Origin of the sequence: Micrococcus antarcticus (genome assembly GCF_044872765.1) — a bacterium.
Taxonomy (GTDB): Bacteria; Actinomycetota; Actinomycetes; order Actinomycetales; family Micrococcaceae; genus Micrococcus.
In genome coordinates this window covers 1871692-1889252 of the sequence record NZ_CP085253.1, presented here as the reverse complement: position 1 = coordinate 1889252, position 17561 = coordinate 1871692, and the positions used below count along the sequence as shown (strand labels likewise).

Genomic DNA, 17561 nt, shown 5'->3' with positions numbered 1-17561 from the left:
CGGCCCCGACGCGCGGGGCCGGGCCTCACCAGATGAGGACGCGGTCCTCCGGGTCCAGCCACATGGGATCGCCCTCCCGCGTGCCGAAGGCCGCGTGGAACGCGTCGATGTTCCGGGCCACCTGGTTGCAGCGGAACTCGTTGGGCGAATGCGGGTCCGAGGCGATGCGGGTGACCATGGTCTCCGGTCGGGTGAGCTGGCGCCACACGGCGGCCCACGCCGCGAAGAACTCCCGGTCGCCCGCCGCGGCGTCCTGGGAGGCGCCGTCCCGTTCATCGCGCCAGATCTCCAGCGCCCGGTGGGCGATGCCCAGCCCGCCGAGGTCGCCGATGTTCTCCCCGAGGGTGAACTCGCCGTTCACGGAGCGGTCCGGCGCCTCAGCCGGGCTGAGGGCGCTGTACTGCTGCACGAGCCGGGCCGTGAGGTCCGCGAAGGCCTCGCGGTCCTCGGGCGTCCACCAGTCGTGCAGGCGCCCGGCGCCGTCGTACTGCGATCCCTGGTCGTCGAAGCCGTGGCCGATCTCGTGCCCGATCACGGCGCCGATCGCGCCGAGATTGGCGGCCATCGAGCGCTCGGGGTCGAAGAACGGGGGCTGCAGGATGGCGGCCGGGAAGACGATCGCGTTCTCGAGAGGCGAGTAGTACGCGTTCACGGTCTGCGGGGTCATGTGCCACTCGCGGGGATCGGGCCCCTCCTCGATCTTGGCGAGGTCGTGCTCCCAGCCGAAGGCGGCCAGGGCGCGGCTGTTGCCCACCAGGTCCCCCGCGTCGACCTCGAGGGCGGAGTAGTCCACCCACGTCTCCGGGAAGCCCACCATGGGCCGGAACATCGCGAGCTTCTCCAGGGCCCGCTGGCGGGTCTCCTCCCCCATCCACTCCAGCCCGGAGATGGAGCGACGGTACGCCTCCATCAGCAGCTCCATGAGCTCGTCCATGGCCTCGCGGTGGCCGGCGGGGAAGTGACGCGCCACGTAGAGGCGGCCCACGTCGTCGCCGACACCCCCGTTGACGAAGGCCACGGCGCGCTTCCAGCGGGGGCGGACCTCCTCGCTGCCCGCCAGCCGCCGGCCGTAGAAGGCGAAGCTCTCCTGCACGAACGGGTCCGGCAGGACGGCCGCGAAGGATCGCAGCACCTGCAGCTCCAGCCAGTGCTTCCAGTCCTCCAGGTCCGCGGCGTCCTCGCCCGCCAGGAGGCCCTGGACGCCGGAGAGGAAGTCCGGCTGCCACACCACCACCTCGTCCGCGCGGGCACCGTGGGCGCCCACGCCCTCGAGCCACGCGGCGCCGAGCGGGAAGAGCTCCAGGAGCTGCTCGCGGGTCATGAGGTTGTAGCGGGCCACCGCGTCCCGGCTGCGCACCACGTCCCAGTGCAGGGCGGCGATGCGCGCCTCGAGGGCCACCACGCGCTCGCCCACGGCCACCGCCTCGGCCTCGTCGCCGCCGATGCCCGCGAGCGCGAACAGGGTGCCGACGTGCGCCGTGTACTGGGCGAGGATCTCCGCGTAGGCCTCCTCACGGTAGTAGGACTCGTCCGGCAGGCCGAGCCCACCCTGCAGCAGGTGCAGGAGCATGCGCTCCGGTGCGCCCGCGTCGTTCAGGGCGCCGGTGTTCACGAGCCCGGAGACGCCCTGACGCTGCAGCAGGCCGGAGAGGGTGAGGAGCTCCTCCGCGGTGGAGACCGTCTCGATGGCGGCCAGGTCTCCCACGATCGGCTCGAGGCCCCGCGCCTCCACGGTCTCCTCGTCCATGAACGAGGCGTAGATCGCCGCGATCCGGCGCTTGCGGGGGGCGTCCTCCTCGGAACCGGACGAGGTGGGGCCATCCGCCCCCGTCTCCCGCACGGCGTCCTCGCACAGATGGCGCACCGCGAGCTCGGCGGCCTCGCGCAGCTCCAGGAACGCGCCGAACGCGCCCTGGTCGGCGGGGATCTCGTGGGTGGCCAGCCACTCCCCGTTCACATGGCGGTAGAGGTCCTCGCGCGGCGAGGGGGCGGTGGCGGGGTCTGCGGTCACGGCGGCGTCTCCTGGGTCCGGAACGAGCAGCGGCCCGGGCGGGCGGCTGGCGGATCTGCTCCGCACTCTAGCCGCCGGCGCGGGCCGCGCGTCGGGGAAGGGAGTCTCAGGCGACGACTGAGGCCAGCTTCGCGAGGGACTCCTCCAACTGCTCCTCGCTCACTACGGGGAACAGGTTCTTGGCGAGCAGCTCCGGATCCGTGACGTCGCTCCAGTCGTACGTCAGGGTCACGTCGGTGCTCCCCGAGCCGTTGTCCTGCAGGGAGTACACCCACTCCCAGCCCTTGGGCTCCGTGCCGGCGGGGGCGGTCTTCCAGCCCACGAGCTTGTTCTGGTCGTAGGCCACCACGTGGTTGTCGGTCTGGTAGTCCCCGCCCATGTGCTCGGCGTGCATGTTCATGGTGAACACGTCGCCCACCTTCTGGATGCGCTGGGACTTGTCATCCGCGCGCACCATGCCGGAGCCGTCGAACGTCGAGTGGTTCGACGGCAGCGTCAGCACGTCGAAGATGTCCTTGGCGGAGGCGTCGATGGTGCGGGTGACGGTGATCTGCTTCTCGCCCTGGGGCGTCTCGTTCTTGTTCATGCCCTCACCGTAGGCGCTGACGCGGGGCGGGCGGCAAGGCCTGCCCGCCCCGCGTCAGTTCCCCGCCCCCCGTCAGTTCCCCGCGGACGGCGCGGACGGCGCGGACGGCCCGGCGGGCGGCACGTTCCGGCCGGCCCGGTAGGCCGACACGCTGGCCTCGCCCGCGAGGTGGAAGCGCCACGGGAAGCGCACGGACCCGCCCTCCCCGGACACCCCGACGCGCGGACCGCGCCGCACCTCGGCGCGGCTCTGCCCCGGCGGCGGGGGCGCGAGGAGGAAGCGGGCCGGACGCACGGCGTCGGCGGGCGCGCCCGGGGCCGCGATCGTCTGGTCTGCGGCCGGTCCCTCGGCGAGGGAGACCGAGTCGGCGGGCGGGGCGTCGTCGACAAGCTCCACGGGCGCGTGGCCCATCGCGAGCGTGATGCCCAGCCCCTGGCCCAGGTTGCCGGGGCCGGAGAGGAGCTTCACGGCGGTGTCCCGGCCGCGGCGTCCGACGGCGAGCCCCCGCCCGTCCACGACCTCCCCGGCACGCAGCAGGACGCCGCCGGCCTGGTCCGCGGGGTGGCCCACCAAGTTCAGGCACTTGTGGATGCCGTAGTTCAGGTACACGTAGGTGTGACGCACGGGCCCGAACAGCGCCGCGTTGCGCTCGGTGCGCCCGCGGAACGAGTGGGCGCCCGGGTCGACGCCGGCGTCCCCGTAGGCCTCCGTCTCCGTGAGGCGCACGGTCACCGCGCCGTCCGCTGCGGCCACGGTGAGGCGGCAGCCGAGCAGGCCCTCGGCCAGCGCGGTGGGGTGGGCCTCGAACAGGGCGGACAGCTCGGCGCGGTTCATGCGGCCGGCGAGGCGCCCGGGGCGGACAGCACCATGTTGTCGATCAGGCGCACGGGGCCCACCTGTGCGGCCACGAGCGCGAGGGCGTCCCGGCGCAGCGGCTGGCACAGCAGCTCCGCACCGAGCTCCTCGAGGGTCCCCCGGTCCACCACCACGAGGTGGTCGAGGGTGACTCCGGGCTCGTCCCGGACCATCTGGCGCGCCGCCTCCACGTCGATCACCGTCTCCTCGTCCGCAGCCTCCGCGAGGGAGCGCAGCGCCCGGCTGAGCACGAGGGCGGAGACGCGCTCCTCGTCCGAGAGGCGGGCGTTGCGGCTCGAGAGCGCCAGCCCCTCCGCGGAGCGGACGATCGGGACGGCCCGCACCTCCACGGGGACGTCGAGGTCGTGGGCGAGACGCCGCAGCACGGCGACCTGCTGGGCGTCCTTCTGGCCGAAGTAGCTGCGCAGCACGCCCCCACGCGGCGGGCGGGCGAGGTTCCAGAGCGTGGCCACCACGGTGCACACGCCGTCGAAGTGCCCCGGGCGGGACGCGCCCTCGAGGACGGTCCCCATCCGGCCCGCCGTCACCCGGACGAGGGGGGCGTCCGGGAAGCCGGGGTACATCTCCGCCGTGCTGGGCGCGAAGACCACGTCCGCTCCAGCCTCGGCGAGCAGCTCCAGGTCCGCCTCGAGCGTGCGGGGGTAGTGCTCCAGGTCCGCCGGGTCCCCGAACTGCAGGGGGTTCACGAAGATGCTGACGGCGACCACGTCGTTCTCGGCGCGGGCGCGGCGCACGAGGGCGGCGTGCCCGTCGTGGAGGGCGCCCATCGTGGGCACCAGACCCACGGTCGCCGCGGCGGCTCCGGCGTCCTCGGCGCGATCGACGGCGGCGGCCAGCCCGGCGCGGAAGGCGTGCTTCGTCGTCGTGAGCGCGGAGGCGCCGGACGGTGCAGAGGCGGGCTGCGCGGAGGCGGTCGGTGCGGAGGGGCGAGACGCGGCATTCACACAGGCGAGTCTAGGGGCGCGAGCGGCGGGGCTGGAGGCCGGACAGCCCGCCCGCCCGGCGCGGACGCGCAGAGGCCTCCGCCGACATGTGGTCGGCGGAGGCCTCTGCGCGGGGTGGTGTGGAACGCGACTCAGGCGTTCTTGGCGGTCCCCTTGACCTGCTGGGCGGCGTCGGCGGACTCCGCCTTCAGGCCCTGGGCCTTGTCGGCGCCCTCGGCCTTCACGTGGTCGGCGGCGTCGGCGGCGGCATCCTTGACGGACTGCGCGGCGTCCTGGGCCAGGGGCTTGAGGTCCTCGCCCATCTCCTGCGCGACGTGCTTGGCCTGGTCCACCAGCGGGGCAGCCTGGTCCTTCACGCGCTCGGCGGCGCGCTGCTCGACCTCGGAGGCCGGGATGAGCGCGCTGACCAGCATGCCGGCGCCGAAGGCGATCAGGCCGGCGGCGAGGGGGTTGCCGGCAGTGCGGCCGCGCACCTGGGCCGGAGCCTGGCGGACGGCGTGCTGGGCGTCATCTGCCCAGTCACGGGCCTGATCCGCCACGTCGTGGGCAGTGCCACGAGCCTGGTCGGCCACATCATGGGCGGTGCTGCGCGCGTCCGCGGCCGCGTAGCGGGCTCGGTCCGTGGCAGACGGGGAGGTGTGGTGGTCGGGCGTGCCCATGATGTTCTCCTTGACGGACTGCAGGCCGTCCTTCACGCCGTGCTTCACGCGCTCGGTCTGGCGGCTCACGGCCTTGGTGGGGCTGACCTTCTCGGCCAGCGCGTCGACGTCCTGGCCCAGCTCGTAGCGGGTGCGCTCGATCTCGGCGCGGATCTCATCGGGGTTGTTGCTCGTGGTCATCGCGTCTCCTTCGCGGGGTTCAGGGTCTCGGGGATCTCCTGAAGCGTCTGCTGGGTCTGGGGAAGACCCTTGATCTTGTCGAGGTGCTTCTTGCCCATGGAGGCCAGCACAGCGGCGGCGATGCCCCACAGGACGGCCACGATCAGCGCCGCCCAGCCGAGGGGCATGAGCGCGCCGAGCCCGTACATCAGGGCCATCGAGAGGAACATCAGCACGAAGAAGCCGGCGACGGCAGCGCCCGCCAGCATTCCGGCGCCCTTGCCCGCCTTCTTGGCCGAGTCGGTGGCCTCGGCCTTGGCCAGCGCGATCTCCTGGCTCACCAGCGTGGAGAGCTTCGCGGAGAACGAGGTGAACATCTCGCCGAGCGACTCGTGCTCGGCGCGGGCCTCCGCCTGCGTCGGCGCGGGGGTGTGGGCCCCGGCGATGTGTCCCGTGGTGGTGCTGCCGGCCGCGGGAGCGGGTCCGTGCGTCTCGTGGGCCGTGCTCATGCGCGGCCCCCGGGAAGGGTCTGGTCGAACGGATCCGTGGCGGAGACGGGCATCCCGGTCACCGGGTCGACCTGCGGCACGGGCATGGTGCCGCGGGGCAGGTCCGAGTCGCGGGGGGCGTCGTCGCCGGTGTGGGCCGGGATGCTGGAGGAGATGTGGTGGGGGGCGACATCGCCCTGCACGCCCGTGGGCTCCATCTCGCGACGGTGCTGGGGGGCACGGTCGTCGCGGCCCGAGGTCAGCTCGGGCTGCTCGGCGTCGCGCATGCCGCGGGTCAGGCGGCCGGCCACCACGCCGAGGCCCAGGGCGACGGCGAGGAAGGTGCCGGGCTTGCGGGCGGCGAAGCCGCGCACGTCCCGCAGGAGGTCCTGGGGCTGGGAGGTCTCGAGGCGCTGGGTCAGGGACTCGGCGCGGTCGGCGACGGCGGTGACGGCCTGGCGGACCATGTCCGACTCGGGCTGCTGGCCCGAGAGGACGCGGTGCAGGTCGTCCGTGACGGAGCGGGCCTGGGTGGCGAGGCGCTCGTGCTGGGTGCCGACCTGGCCGGTCACCTGCTCCTGCACGGTGCCCGCGAGGGACTTGACCTGCTGCACGGCGGCGTCCTTGACCTCGCCGGCCTCATGCTGAGCGGTCTGCGCCAGGTCCTGCGCGGCGCCCTTGGCGTCCTGCGCGACGTTCTTCGCCTGGCCCTTGGCCTCGGCGGCGGTCTCCTCGGCCCTGCGCTTGGCGGCCGAGTCCTCGCCCTGCGGCGCGTGGGCGCCGTTCTGGGCGTTGTGAGACGTGTTGTTCTTGTTCGCCATGACTTCCCTTCCTTTGTTCTGCTCACGTCGCGCCCGCCCATTGACGCGGATGCGACGACTTGCGGTCAGCCTAGGGGGTCCCGAAGGAAGCGGGAAGGGCTCCCCGACGCGGAATCATCCTCCGCTGACGGCGAGGGGCGGCACGCCGCGTCTGCCGCGCGCCGCCCCCTGGCCTGAAGGGAGTCAGCGCCCGCGGCGGATGCCGTGGCCCCTGCCCTGGCCCGGGTGCTCCTCCTTCTCGGCCATCTGGGCGTGAGCGGCGTGGGCCGGGGCCTGGGAGGAGGGAGCGGCGACGGGCGGGGCGGCCAGCGGGGCGCTCACGGCCACGGCGACCGCGAGGGCCACGGCGCCGCGGGCGAGGTCATGCCGCCCGTTCCATCCGGCCAGGTGTGACCGGGGCAACGCGGGCCCCTCATCGGGAGGCAGGCATACACGCCGCTACGACATGGGGAAGCGGCGTGTGTGCCTGCCTCCGCGAGCGGCACAGGGGGCCGGGCGAGGAGGAGGGGATCCGGGAGGTCATGGGGTTCCTCCTTCCGCGCGGAGGGAGCGGACCCTCCCATTCCCCCTGCCCGCATGACGCCGGCCCGGCCGCCGGCCGCCCAGCGTGACGAATCCGGGACGCCGGCCCGGCCTCCGGCTGAGCAGGGTCAGCCCGCCGTCGGCCGCCCCAGCCCCAGCACATCGGGCACCGCCGGCGCGTCCTCGCCGCGCACGTGCTGCGCGAGGAAGCCGAGCACCACCTCGTACCAGACCTTCGCGTGCTGCGGCGCGAGGATCCAGTGGTTCTCCTGCGGGAAGTAGAGGAAGCGGTGAACGGTGGAGCCGTCCTCCGCCGCGGGCAGCCCGGACTTCGCGAGCAGCTCGGACCACAGGCGCAGCCCCTCCCCGATCGGCACGCGGTAGTCCTTGTCCCCGTGGATCACGAGCATCGGCGTGACGATGTCCCCCACGAACCGATGCGGCGAGTTCGCCTCCTGCATCTCCGGACTCATCTCGCGCGCCCAGTAGAAGGCGGCGTCCGTCGTCGGGCCGAAGCCGTCCAGCGCCCACAGCGACGCGTGGGTGACGATCGCCCGGAAGCGGTCCGTGTGCCCGGCGACCCAGTTGGCCATGTAGCCGCCGAAGGAGCCGCCCATCGCGGCGGTGCGGGTCGCGTCGATGTCCGCGCGCGCCTCGACGGCGTCCGTGATGGCCATGAGATCCGTGAACGGCTCGGCACCCCAGCGGCCCCAGCCGCGCTGGACGAACTCCTGGCCGTAGCCCGTGGAGAGCGCGGGGTCCGGCATGAGCACCGCGTAGCCCTGGGCCACCGCGATCCACGGCGTCCAGCGCCAGCTCCACGCGTTCCACGAGCCGAGCGGGCCGCCGTGGATCCACAGCAGCAGCGGGTGGCCGCCGTCGGGGGCCGCACCCTCGGGCAGGGCGAGCCAGCCGCGCACGCGCGCGCCGTCGTCGGCGGTGGCCTCGACGTCCTCGAGGCGGCCCGGGATCTCCGGGCGCTCCGCGGGGTTCCGCAGGCGCTCGGCCTCGCCCGTGACGAGGTCCAGGCGCGCCACCTCAGGCGGGAAGAGGTAGGAGGAGCGCACGCCGTACGCCGTGGTCACGTCCGGGGAGAGCACGACGTCGGACCACGCCTCGTCCGCGTGGGTCACCTGGGTGACCTCGCCGGTGGCGACGTCGATGCGGAAGACCGGGCGGCGACCGTCGGAGTCCGCGAGCGCGATGACGGCGGAGTCGTCCGGCAGCCACCCGACGACGTCGGCCCAGCGATCCCAGCCGTGGGCGAGCGGGGTGGTCTCGCCGGTGGCCGTGTCCAGGAGGAAGAGCTGGGGCGCCACGGCCGAGTCCGGCGTGGAGTCCGGGGTGCGGGTCAGGATCGCGCGGGTGCCGTCGTGGCTGACGGGCCCGACGTGGGCGTCCTCGCCGGGGACGTCGTGCAGGACGCGGTGTTCGCCGGTGGGGAGCTCAATCCGCACGACCCTGCCCTCGCGGACGTTGCCGCGCGCCTCAGCCGTGGCCACGACGGTGAGGAGGAACGAGCCGTCCGGGGCCACCTCGGCGCCGAGGCCGAAGGCATGGGAGCGGTCGACGCCGGTGAGGTGGCGCAGGTGGTGCGCGGCGTCGTCGGCGGGGGCGGCGCCGTCGTCGCTGGCGTCCGACTCCGGGACGCCCTGCGGGTCCGGGCCGTCCTCGAGGAGGAAGAGCTCGGGGCGGGCCGGGCCGAGGTCGTGGTCCCAGAAGCGCACGGGGTAGCCGGCGTGGAGGATCGCGTCGACGCCGGCGTCCTTGCGGGCCTGCACGAGGCGGGCGTGCTCGGCCTCGGTGCTCGCGCCGATCAGGCGCTCCGCGGTGACGACGACGCGGTCGGCGTGCGCGGCGCACGTGACGGCGGAGACGCCGCCCGGGCGGTTGAGCACGACGCGGGCCTCGCCGCCGCGGGCAGGGAGGGCCCAGAGCGCGGCGGCCTTGTCGGCGTCGTCGACGGAGGGGTCCGGGCGCGTGGAGGTGAAGTAGAGAGTGCCGTCCGCGGCGAACGCGGCGCCGGACTCGCCCTCCCGGGAGCGGGTGAGGCGGTGGGCGGGGCGCTCGCCTGCGGGGTCGAGCTCCCACAGTGCGGTGGCGTAGCCGGTGCCCTTGCCGTTGAGGGTGGCGACGGTGGTGACGAGGCGCGTGCCGTCCGGGCTCAGGGTGAGGCCGGAGACGCGGGGCAGTGCGACGAACGCGGAGAGGTCGTGGAAGGGGGTGGGGGCTGAAGCGGGCGCGGGGGCGGCCGAGGACGTGGGGGAGGCGGCCGGGGACGAGGTGTCGGGCGAGGTCATGCCGTCCGTTCTATCCGAGCTGGTGTGACCGGGGCAACACGGACCCCTCCCCGGGAGGCAGGCGCACACGCCGCTACGCCTTGGGGAAGCGGCGTGTGCGCCTGCCTCCGCGAAGGAGAGTGCCGACGTTCGGGCCGCCGCATCCCGTCCGTCGCGGCCCGAACGCAGGGGTCAGCCGCGGTGGCGGTCCGGTGGCTGGGTGGCCGGGTGGCCGGGTGGCTGGGTGGCCGGGTGGCCGGGTGGCGACCTCAGCGTCCCCCTCAGCCTTCACCGGGCGCCCCGCCTCAGTCCTCGGCGCGGGCCTTCGCGCGGATCTCCTGCAGCTGCGTGCCGAGCCAGTCGACGTACTCGCCCATCCAGCCCGTGGCGCCGTGGTTCCAGCTCTCGCCGACCACGGAGTGCGGGAAGATCACGGCGTCGGAGAGGTGATCGCGCAGGCCGAGCTCGGAGCCCTCGTCGTCCTTCAGGGTCACCCACTGCATGCCGTGGCGGGCGCCGAGGTGCTCCCCCAGCAGCACCACGACGACGTCGAGGTGCACTCCCAGCTCGTCCGGGTCCACGTCCGCCGCGCCGGCCCGGGCCACGAGACGGTCGTAGTAGGCGCTCACGGCGTCCAGGTCCAGGTGGTCCACGCCCTCCTGCGCGGCGAAGTCGCGGCGGGCCCTGACCCAATCCTGCTCGGTCTCGGTCAGGGGGGACAGATCGGGCTGCTCGGTCATGGGATCCATCGTGCCAGGCGAGCGGGCACGACGGCGCCGCCCGAACAGGCATGGCCCCCCGCCTCGCCCTTTGGGACACTGGCCTCATGCGCATCATGACGGTCTGCCTGGGCAACATCTGCCGCTCCCCCGCCGCCGAGGCCGTGCTGCGGCGCCGGATCGCGGAGGCCGGTCTCGACGACATCGCGGTCACCTCCGCCGGCACCGCCGACGACCACGTGGGCGAACAGCCCCACGAGCTCACCCGGGAGGTCGGCGAGGAGCTCGGCTACGACTTCCCCACCGTCGGCGCCCAGTTCAGCGCGCAGGACCTCGAGGGGGCGGATCTCGTCCTCGTGATGGACCGCATGAACCTGGAGGACGCGCGGCGCCTGGCCGCCACGGACGCCCAGCGGGCGAAGGTCCGCCTGCTCGGCGAGTTCGCCTCGGACGTGGACACGGCCGGCGTGGTCGAGGTCCCGGACCCGTGGGGCCGCCCGCGCGGGCAGTTCGAGGAGATGTACCGCCAGATCGAGGACGCGGCCGACGGCGTCGTCGCCGCGATCCGGGACGGGCGGGTCTGACATGGTCCAGCACCAGGCCGAGGAGACGTTCTTCCGCAAGCACCGCGCCGGAGCGCCCGAGCGCTTCTTCGAGCGGGAGGCCGCCGGGCTGCGCGCGCTCGGGGCGGCCGGCGCCCGGGTCCCCAAGGTGCTCAACGTGGACGACGGCAGCCTGCGGATCGGGCGCGTGAGGACCGGCGGCCGCCCCTCCCCGCAGACCGAGGAGGCCTTCGGCCGCGAGCTGGCCGCCCTGCACGCCGGGTCGCGCCGTCCCGCCGGTGAGGCCGACTCCTTCGGCTCCCACGACGGCGTCCCGATCGGCTATCTCGGCGAGGCTCCCGTGGACTACACGCCCACCGGCACGTGGGCCGAGTCCTGGGTCGCTCGGCGGATCGTGCCGCTGGCCCGCGAGGCGGAGCGGCGCGGCGTCGCGCCGACCGCGGCCCTGGCGACGGCGGAGCGGCTCGCCGAGCTCACGGACGGCTTCGGGACGGACTCGCCCGTGGACCACCCGGGCGCGGCGGTGCTGGGGCCCGCCGAGCCGTCGTCGCTGCTGCACGGGGACCTGTGGGCGGGCAACCGGCTGCTGGACCACGAGGGCCGCTCCTGGCTGATCGACCCGAGCGCGCACCGCGGCCACCGCGAGGTGGACCTGGCGATGATGCGGCTCTTCGGCGGCTTCGGCGAGGAGGCGTTCGCCGCGTACGAGGAGTCGTTCCCCCTGGCCGAGGGCTGGCGCGATCGCGTGGCGCCGTACCAGGCGGTGCCGCTGCTGGTGCACGCGATCCTCTTCGGCGGCTCCTACGGGCTGCGGGTCGTGGACTCCCTCGAGGCGGCGGTCCGGCTGGGCGGCTGAGGCTGACCGAGGACGGCGCCCGGCCTGTCCCCTCCTTCCCGGAGCCCCCTCTCGACGGCGGGCAACGAGTCCATGCCCGGCATCGTGGCCATCGCGCCAACGGGTGGTTCTTCGTGGCCTTCTTCGCCTGTGACGAGGCCATCGCCGCCAGCTCCACGTGAAGGCCCCTCTGCGTCGCCACGCTCCATCGGTCCGCCGCTCGCATGCCGTCGAAGAGGCGGGAGACATCGAAGAAGTCCAAGACCTCCAGCACCACCCAGAGGCGCATGCGCCCGTGGCAGCGTGCGGGCGACCTCGTCGAGCCTCGTCGAGCCTCGCCGTTGTCAAGCGTCATGCCGCGTCCACGCAGGAGTGACCGCTGCTGTACCACCGTGGTGGACGTCTTCAGCGGACGCATTCGGCCTCCGGTCGGCGCGGCGCCGGGACGGGGTGGACGTGCTGGGCTCCTCAGGCGTCGTCGGGCTCGGCGAGGACGTCCAGGACGCGGGCCGCCGCTTCGTCGCGCAGGGCCCCGCGGGCGGCGGCGCGCCGAGCGGTCGCGGCCGCGAGCGCCTCCCACGTGTCCAGCACGTCGGCGGGCATGCCCTCGGCCACCAGCTCGCGCAGGGTGTCGCGATGGGCGCGCACGGTCTCGACGTCGCCGCGGGCCACCGGGCCGGTCAGGGCGCCGTCGCCGTCGGCCAGGGCGTTCTCGAGCGAGGCGCTCAGGAGCGGGCGCAGCAGCCGCTCGGTGTCCGCCACCCCGATCTGCCGCAGCAGCTGGGCCGCCTGCGCCGTCACGGTGACGAGGTGGTTCGAGCCGTGGCTCAGCGCCGCGTGGTAGACCGCGCGGTCCGCCTCCTTGATCACCACGGGCTCGCCGCCCATCTCCACCGCGAGCGCCTGCGCCACGGGCAGCACGACGGGATCCGCGGTCACGCCGAACACGCAGTCCCGCAGTCGGGCGAGGTCCAGGCTCAGCCCTGTGAAGGTCATGGCCGGGTGGATGGCCAGCGGGATGGCCCCGGCCGCGCGCACGGGGCCCATCACGCCCACGCCGTAGCGGCCCGAGGTGTGCACCAGCAGGTGGCCGGCCTGCACGTGCCCGGCGGCCACGAGCCCGGCCACGAGCTCCCCCAGGACGTCGTCCGGCACCGCGAACAGCACCATCTCGGAGCGCCGCAGGATCTCCGGGACCTCCAGCACGGGCACGTCCGGCAGCAGCGCCTCGGCCCGGGTCCGGGAGGCCTCGGAGACGGCGTGCACGCCCGTGACGGTGTGCCCCGCGTTCCGCAGGGCCGCGCCCAGCACGGCGCCCACCCTCCCTGCGCCGATCACCCCGACGCCGAGCCGCCCGGGCCGCTTCCGCGGGTCCAGGCTCGTGTCCAGTCCGCCGGTCATGCGCTCTCCTCGGGGTCGGTGGGGGCCGGCACGCGCCCGGCGCCCGGCACGACGGCGACGCCCGCCTCCGCCAACGCGCGGCGGCCGACGTCGGTGGCGGCCACCTCGCGGGTGCGCTGGTCGAAGCGCGCGAGCTCCTCCGGGGCCATCCAGTGGTTGCGGTCCGCGAGCCGGCGCGAGACCGCGGCGTAGCGCGATTCCAGCGCGAACAGCGCGAGGGCGTCGGCCTCGTCGAGGTCGGGGATCACGGCCGTGGACCCGGCCAGCGCCACGGACACCGAGGCGATCCGCAGGCGCCGCTGCACGGGGCCCTGCCCGAGGCTCGCGGTCTGCAGGCGCTCGTGCTGGAGCGCCTGGAACGACCGGTTCCAGTACCCCCGGCGCACCACGAGGAGGGTGCGCGTGGTGGTGAAGCCGGAGCGGCGCCACGCGAACCAGTTGAACCACGCCCGGGCCCGGCGGGGGATGTGGCGGAAGCCGCCCTCGGGCCCGGAGCCGTGCAGGCCCAGCCGCAGGAGCTCGGCGGCGGTGAGGCCCTGCGCGGCGCGCGGGTCGCCCTCGAGACCGGGGTCCGGGGCGACCACCGTGAGCACGCGCAGGACGTCCTCCCAGGTCCCCACGGGCAGCGCCGTGCTGCGCTCGCCGCCCGAGTCCTCGCCGTAGCCGGCCACGGACACCTTCACGCGGTACCAGCGGAACGGGCGCCAGAACAGCGACTGGGAGACGGTCACGCCCTGGACGCGCCCCGGCGGGACGGTCTGGGACGTGGTCTCGGTGAGGCCGTGGCGCAGGCGCAGCCCGTCCGCGGAGCGGCGCACCTGGAAGCCCCAGCCGGTGTTGAGCCCCGACCACAGGCCGCCCAGCACGGCGAACGCCATCGGCAGGGCGGAGGCCCCGAGGACGCCGAGCACGGTGATCTCCTCGCCCTCGCTCCAGTTGGCGGGCATCACCCCCAGGAACGTCACGGACAGCAGGGCCCACACGAGGAAGCCGATCGCCACGCCCGCCACGCGCCCGGACAGCAGCACCGAGCCGATGAGCCGCCCCGTCGGCACGGCCAGCATGAGCTCGCCCTCGTCCTGCGTCCGCAGCGCCCGCGGGGGCGCGGTCTGGCCCGCGGCGTCCCCCACGGTCCCGGCCCCGACGTCGGCCCCCTCCCCCGGCGCGACGACGGCCGCGGCCGCGGCCTCGTCCGCCCCGGGGGCGAGGTGCGCGACGCCCGAGGAGCGGTCGAGGATCTCGCGGCGCACCTGTTCGGCCTGCGTGCGCCGGAGGTAGGCGAGCTCCAGAGCCGACTCGCCGCCGTCGGCTGCCTCCACCTTCACGGTGGCGAGGCCCAGGAGGCGGGCCGGGAACGGGTGCTGGAGGTCGACGGCCTGGACGCGGTCGTACTTCATCTGGCGCCGGGAGCGGAAGATCCAGCCCTGGCGCAGCTCGATCTCCTCGGTGCCGAGGCGGAAGCGCGTGAACCGCCAGGAGAAGTAGAACGCGAGGCAGACCAGCGTGAAGACGCCCGCGGCGATCGCCCCGCCGATCAGGAGCGAGCGCGGGTCCACGGGGTCGCCGGAGGCGGTGTGGGACTGGCCGAGCGCCCCGGCCACGGCGTCCTCCACGAGGTCCCGGCCGATGACGAAGACCATCACGAGCAGCCCCGTCCAGCCCTTCACCCAGGGCGAGGCGGGGTGGACGCGGGCCCAGCCGTCGTCGTCGGTGCGGGGTGGCTGGGGAGCGGCGGCGCTCACAGCCCCGCCAGCCGGGCCTGGCCGCGGGCCATGAGGACCTCGCGCAGCTCGTCGCACGTGGCGGCGGGGATGCCTTGGAGCTCGACGTCGGGCCCGGAGGCGGCGGTCTTGAGCGTGAGGGTCTGCAGGCCGTGGCGGCGCAGGAGGGGGCCGTCGGAGGTGTCCACGTACTGCAGTCGTCCGTACGGCACGGCATTGAGGGTGCGGAACAGCACGCCCTCGCGCCACAGCAGGTCGTCCTCGCGCTCTGCCCAGCCCATGGCCCGCACTCGGCGTGGGATGAGGACCAGGTCCGTCACCCAGGAGACGAGCACGAGCGCGGGGAGGCCCCACGCGGCCCAGGTCCAGAAGTCGGGCCACACGCCGAGACGCTGGAGGAGGAGCGGCACGCCGAGGACCGCCAGCCCGATCAGGTGTCCGATCGTGGAGGCGGTCAGCTTCACGGTGGTCAGCTTCGGCGAGACGGGCGTGAACACCACCCCGTCCTGGTCAATCCCGGCCACGTGCGTACCCTCCCTCGGTCTCGGGGCGGCCCCGTCGGCCGCCTCCCGGGAGTCCATCCTGCCCGCCCGCGCCGCCGCCGCCATCCTCCTCAGGGGGGATCCTGCACCAGGCCTCCACCACGAGGCCCGCCACGAGCATCACCAGTCCGCCCACGGTCAGCAGGGCGGCGTCCACCACGGTGGGGGCCCGGGTGCCCGTGTGGGAGGCCACCTGCCCCGCGACGCCGGCGTGCCAGCCGGCCAGCGCCGCGCCCGTGAAGCCGACGGCCTGCCCCAGGACCAGCGTGCGCGCCGCGGCCAGCGGGTCCATGCGCTCGGCCACGGGCTTCTCGCGGTCCCGCCGCACGCGCCACGCCAGCGCGAGGACGAGGACGCAGACGGCCGCCGCCGTGATGAGGCCGGTGCGTCCCACGGCCGGAGCGGGCAGGCCCATCGAGGGCGCGGCCAGGGCGGCGAGCCAGCCGAGCACACCGGCAGCCAGCAGCACGACGGCGGTCCACGCCGAGCGCAGGGAGGTCACGTCGCGTCCCTCCCGGCCTGCCCTGGCGCGCCGAGAAGGCGGGCGCGGCGGGGCGCCGCACGGCGGACGCCCCCGGCGTCGGCGGCGCGCTCGGCGAGCTGCGCGACGGGCTCGCCCGCGAGCTCGGCCGCGGGATCGAGCCACAGCCACGGCAGGAGCACGAAGGCCCGCTGCGCGGCCCGCGGGTGCGGGAGGGTGAGGTCCGGGTGGTCGCTGCGCAGCTCGCCGTAGGCGATGAGGTCGACGTCGAGGGTGCGGGCGCCCCAGCGCTCCGAACGGCGGCGGTGGTGGTCCTGTTCGAGCCGGTGCGCCAGGCCGAGGAGCTCCCACGGGGAGAGGCTCGTGCGGATCCGGAGCACCTGGTTGAGGTAGTCCGGCTGTTCGGGCGGGCCGCCCACGGGGGCCGTGACGGCGCGGGGGGACGCCTTCACGTCATGGACGTCGGGGGTGACGGTGATGACGGCGACGGCGTGGTCGAGGGTCTCCCGGACGTCCCCGAGGTTGGCCCCGAGCGCGAGCACGGCCGTCACCGGCTCGTCCGGGCGGGCGGCCAGCTCCGGCGTCGGGGCGGGCCCCTCGGCGGGGTGGGACGTGGGGCTCATCTCCCCTCCTCCCTCCGGCGGAGCACCGTGACGGCCGCGTCGGCGAAGTCGTGCGGGATGGGGGCCTGCGGCTTGTGCACGGTGACCTCCACCGCCTCCACCACGGGCTGCTCCGCGAGGACGGCGGCCGCGATCCGCACGGCCAGCGTCTCGATCAGGTCCACCGGCTCGCCCGTCACGAGCCGGACCACGGTGTCGGCGACCTCGCCGTAGTGGGCGGTGCGGGCGAGGTCGTCCGTGGCGGCGGCAGGGCCGGCGTCGAGGTGGAGCACCACGTCCGTGACGAACGGCTGCCCGTCCCGGCGCTCGTGCTCGAACACGCCGTGCCGGCCCACGGCCGTGAGGCCGGTCAGGCGGATGCGGTCCGGGGCGGTGCCGCGCCCGGCCGCGCTCACGCCGGCACCTCGGCCGAGAGGGATCTCCCCAGCCACGAGGCACCGCGCCACGCCGCGGCGGCGCGCACCGCGGCCGCGCTGGAGGGGACGTCGTGCACGCGGACGGCCCACACGCCGTGGAAGGCGGAGAGCGCGCTGACCGCGGCGGTGGCGGCGTCCCGCTCGGTCGGCTCCGGGGCCGCGCCGTCCGCGTCCTCCAGGAGCGAGCCCAGGAAGCGCTTGCGGGAGGCGGCCACCAGCACGGGGTGGCCCATCGCCTGCAGCCACTCGAGGCCGCGCAGCAGCTCCCAGTTCTGCTCGCCGGCCTTCGCGAAGCCGAGCCCCGGGTCCAGGATCAGCTGCTCGCGCTCCACGCCCGCCGCCATGAAGCGCTCCGCCACGGCGCGCAGCTCGCACACCACGTCCGGCACGGTGTCCGCGTACTCCGCCAGTCCGTCCATGGCCTGGGGCTTGCCGCGGTTGTGCATGAGCACGTACGGCGCGCCCGTCTTGGCGATGAGCTCGGGCATGTCCGGCTCGTGGACGAGGCCGGAGACGTCGTTGACGATTACGGGGCCCAGCTCGAGGGCGGCCCGCGCGGTGGCCGTGTGCATCGTGTCCACGGAGACCACGGCCCCGTCGGCCAGCAGCGCCTCGACGACCGGGAGGATCCGCTCCTGCTCCTGCTGCGGGGGCACGGCCTGCGCGCCCGGGCGCGTGGACTCGCCGCCGACGTCGATGATGTCCGCCCCCTCGGCGAGCATCCGCCGCGCGTGGGCGAGGGCGGGGCCGACGGCGTCGTGGGCGCCGCCGTCGGAGAACGAGTCCGGGGTGACGTTCAGGATGCCCATCACCAGGGTGCGGTCCGCGGGCAGGGCGCCCAGCAGGGCCCGGTTGGCCTCACGCGTGCTCACTGTGTCCTCCTCGTTCGGGGGCGGCGCCCGCGGGTGCGCCCGA

The 17561-nt window shown here is 74.9% G+C and carries 19 protein-coding genes; 2 read left to right on the top strand and 17 right to left on the bottom strand.

Annotated features, from left to right (window positions below):
- Positions 1–25 precede the first annotated feature (25 nt).
- From LG274_RS08865 to LG274_RS08820, 10 genes are all read right to left on the bottom strand, one after another.
- Complete coding sequence (locus LG274_RS08865) at positions 26–2011, bottom strand: M13 family metallopeptidase (protein ID WP_404464002.1); 1986 nt, start codon at positions 2009–2011, stop codon at positions 26–28.
- Between the two features lie 106 nt (positions 2012–2117).
- The gene (locus LG274_RS08860) at positions 2118–2597 is read right to left on the bottom strand and encodes an SRPBCC family protein (protein WP_248118563.1); all 480 of its coding nucleotides are present in this window, start codon (positions 2595–2597) and stop codon (positions 2118–2120) included.
- A gap of 72 nt (positions 2598–2669) precedes the next feature.
- Entirely contained in the window at positions 2670–3431 is a 762-nt protein-coding gene (locus LG274_RS08855) for a DNA-3-methyladenine glycosylase (RefSeq protein WP_298710690.1), read from the bottom strand.
- Positions 3428–4417 carry a pantoate--beta-alanine ligase gene (panC, locus tag LG274_RS08850; RefSeq protein WP_404463999.1) on the bottom strand — a complete coding sequence of 330 codons (990 nt, stop codon included), beginning with the start codon at positions 4415–4417 and terminating at the stop codon, positions 3428–3430. Before panC ends, LG274_RS08855 begins: the two co-directional genes overlap by 4 nt.
- 131 nt (positions 4418–4548) lie before the next feature.
- A complete protein-coding gene (locus tag LG274_RS08845) occupies positions 4549–5256 on the bottom strand; it encodes a DUF3618 domain-containing protein (RefSeq protein ID WP_248118561.1) in 708 nt (235 codons plus the stop codon).
- Positions 5253–5744, bottom strand: coding sequence for a phage holin family protein (locus LG274_RS08840; protein WP_298710696.1), 492 nt, complete (start codon positions 5742–5744; stop codon positions 5253–5255). The genes LG274_RS08845 and LG274_RS08840 overlap by 4 nt, the downstream gene beginning before the upstream one ends.
- Positions 5741–6544, bottom strand: coding sequence for a hypothetical protein (locus tag LG274_RS08835; RefSeq protein ID WP_404463996.1), 804 nt, complete (start codon positions 6542–6544; stop codon positions 5741–5743). The genes LG274_RS08840 and LG274_RS08835 overlap by 4 nt, the downstream gene beginning before the upstream one ends.
- Before the next feature lie 183 nt (positions 6545–6727).
- On the bottom strand, positions 6728–6946 hold the full coding sequence (locus LG274_RS08830; protein ID WP_319075724.1) for a hypothetical protein: 219 nt from the start codon (positions 6944–6946) through the stop codon (positions 6728–6730).
- Between the two features lie 248 nt (positions 6947–7194).
- The gene (locus tag LG274_RS08825) at positions 7195–9366 is read right to left on the bottom strand and encodes an alpha/beta fold hydrolase (protein ID WP_404463994.1); all 2172 of its coding nucleotides are present in this window, start codon (positions 9364–9366) and stop codon (positions 7195–7197) included.
- Positions 9367–9650: 284 nt separating this feature from the next.
- Positions 9651–10085, bottom strand: coding sequence for a DUF3806 domain-containing protein (locus LG274_RS08820; protein ID WP_298986707.1), 435 nt, complete (start codon positions 10083–10085; stop codon positions 9651–9653).
- A gap of 86 nt (positions 10086–10171) precedes the next feature.
- Here LG274_RS08820 and LG274_RS08815 point away from each other — a divergent pair, with 86 nt between their 5' ends.
- Both LG274_RS08815 and LG274_RS08810 read left to right on the top strand, forming a co-directional pair.
- Positions 10172–10648 (top strand): low molecular weight protein-tyrosine-phosphatase, encoded by a 477-nt coding sequence (locus tag LG274_RS08815; RefSeq protein ID WP_298986710.1) that lies wholly within the window; start codon positions 10172–10174, stop codon positions 10646–10648.
- Between the two features lies 1 nt (position 10649).
- A complete protein-coding gene (locus tag LG274_RS08810) occupies positions 10650–11483 on the top strand; it encodes a fructosamine kinase family protein (protein WP_404463991.1) in 834 nt (277 codons plus the stop codon).
- Between the two features lie 447 nt (positions 11484–11930).
- On the opposite strand, the gene LG274_RS08805 is transcribed toward LG274_RS08810, so the two are convergent.
- The 7 genes from LG274_RS08805 to folP are packed head-to-tail and all read right to left on the bottom strand — an operon-like array spanning position 11931 to position 17518.
- Entirely contained in the window at positions 11931–12863 is a 933-nt protein-coding gene (locus LG274_RS08805; RefSeq protein ID WP_404463989.1) for a Rossmann-like and DUF2520 domain-containing protein, read from the bottom strand.
- On the bottom strand, positions 12860–14605 hold the full coding sequence (locus LG274_RS08800; RefSeq protein ID WP_404463988.1) for a PH domain-containing protein: 1746 nt from the start codon (positions 14603–14605) through the stop codon (positions 12860–12862). The genes LG274_RS08805 and LG274_RS08800 overlap by 4 nt, the downstream gene beginning before the upstream one ends.
- Entirely contained in the window at positions 14602–15108 is a 507-nt protein-coding gene (locus LG274_RS08795; protein ID WP_404463986.1) for a PH domain-containing protein, read from the bottom strand. Before LG274_RS08795 ends, LG274_RS08800 begins: the two co-directional genes overlap by 4 nt.
- Positions 15095–15628 (bottom strand): DUF3180 domain-containing protein, encoded by a 534-nt coding sequence (locus LG274_RS08790; protein WP_248118427.1) that lies wholly within the window; start codon positions 15626–15628, stop codon positions 15095–15097. The genes LG274_RS08795 and LG274_RS08790 overlap by 14 nt, the downstream gene beginning before the upstream one ends.
- On the bottom strand, positions 15625–16230 hold the full coding sequence (gene folK / locus LG274_RS08785; protein ID WP_404463983.1) for a 2-amino-4-hydroxy-6-hydroxymethyldihydropteridine diphosphokinase: 606 nt from the start codon (positions 16228–16230) through the stop codon (positions 15625–15627). The genes LG274_RS08790 and folK overlap by 4 nt, the downstream gene beginning before the upstream one ends.
- Positions 16227–16625: a dihydroneopterin aldolase gene (folB, locus tag LG274_RS08780; RefSeq protein ID WP_248118423.1), complete on the bottom strand. Its 399-nt coding sequence runs from the start codon at positions 16623–16625 to the stop codon at positions 16227–16229. The genes folK and folB overlap by 4 nt, the downstream gene beginning before the upstream one ends.
- A complete protein-coding gene (gene folP, locus LG274_RS08775; protein WP_298986738.1) occupies positions 16622–17518 on the bottom strand; it encodes a dihydropteroate synthase in 897 nt (298 codons plus the stop codon). Before folP ends, folB begins: the two co-directional genes overlap by 4 nt.
- Positions 17519–17561: the final 43 nt, after the last annotated feature.

Bases quoted from the DNA above. Each gene is read 5' to 3' on its own strand.
- LG274_RS08835 (WP_404463996.1), bottom strand. From the start codon at position 6,544: ATGGCGAACAAGAACAACACGTCTCACAACGCCCAGAACGGCGCCCAC.
- LG274_RS08845 (WP_248118561.1), bottom strand. From the start codon at position 5,256: ATGACCACGAGCAACAACCCCGATGAGATCCGCGCCGAGATCGAGCGC.
- LG274_RS08840 (WP_298710696.1), bottom strand. From the start codon at position 5,744: ATGAGCACGGCCCACGAGACGCACGGACCCGCTCCCGCGGCCGGCAGC.
- LG274_RS08815 (WP_298986710.1), top strand. From the start codon at position 10,172: ATGCGCATCATGACGGTCTGCCTGGGCAACATCTGCCGCTCCCCCGCC.
- LG274_RS08805 (WP_404463989.1), bottom strand. From the start codon at position 12,863: ATGACCGGCGGACTGGACACGAGCCTGGACCCGCGGAAGCGGCCCGGG.
- folK (WP_404463983.1), bottom strand. From the start codon at position 16,230: ATGAGCCCCACGTCCCACCCCGCCGAGGGGCCCGCCCCGACGCCGGAG.
- LG274_RS08820 (WP_298986707.1), bottom strand. From the start codon at position 10,085: ATGACCGAGCAGCCCGATCTGTCCCCCCTGACCGAGACCGAGCAGGAT.
- LG274_RS08825 (WP_404463994.1), bottom strand. From the start codon at position 9,366: ATGACCTCGCCCGACACCTCGTCCCCGGCCGCCTCCCCCACGTCCTCG.
- LG274_RS08810 (WP_404463991.1), top strand. From the start codon at position 10,650: ATGGTCCAGCACCAGGCCGAGGAGACGTTCTTCCGCAAGCACCGCGCC.
- LG274_RS08860 (WP_248118563.1), bottom strand. From the start codon at position 2,597: ATGAACAAGAACGAGACGCCCCAGGGCGAGAAGCAGATCACCGTCACC.
- LG274_RS08855 (WP_298710690.1), bottom strand. From the start codon at position 3,431: ATGAACCGCGCCGAGCTGTCCGCCCTGTTCGAGGCCCACCCCACCGCG.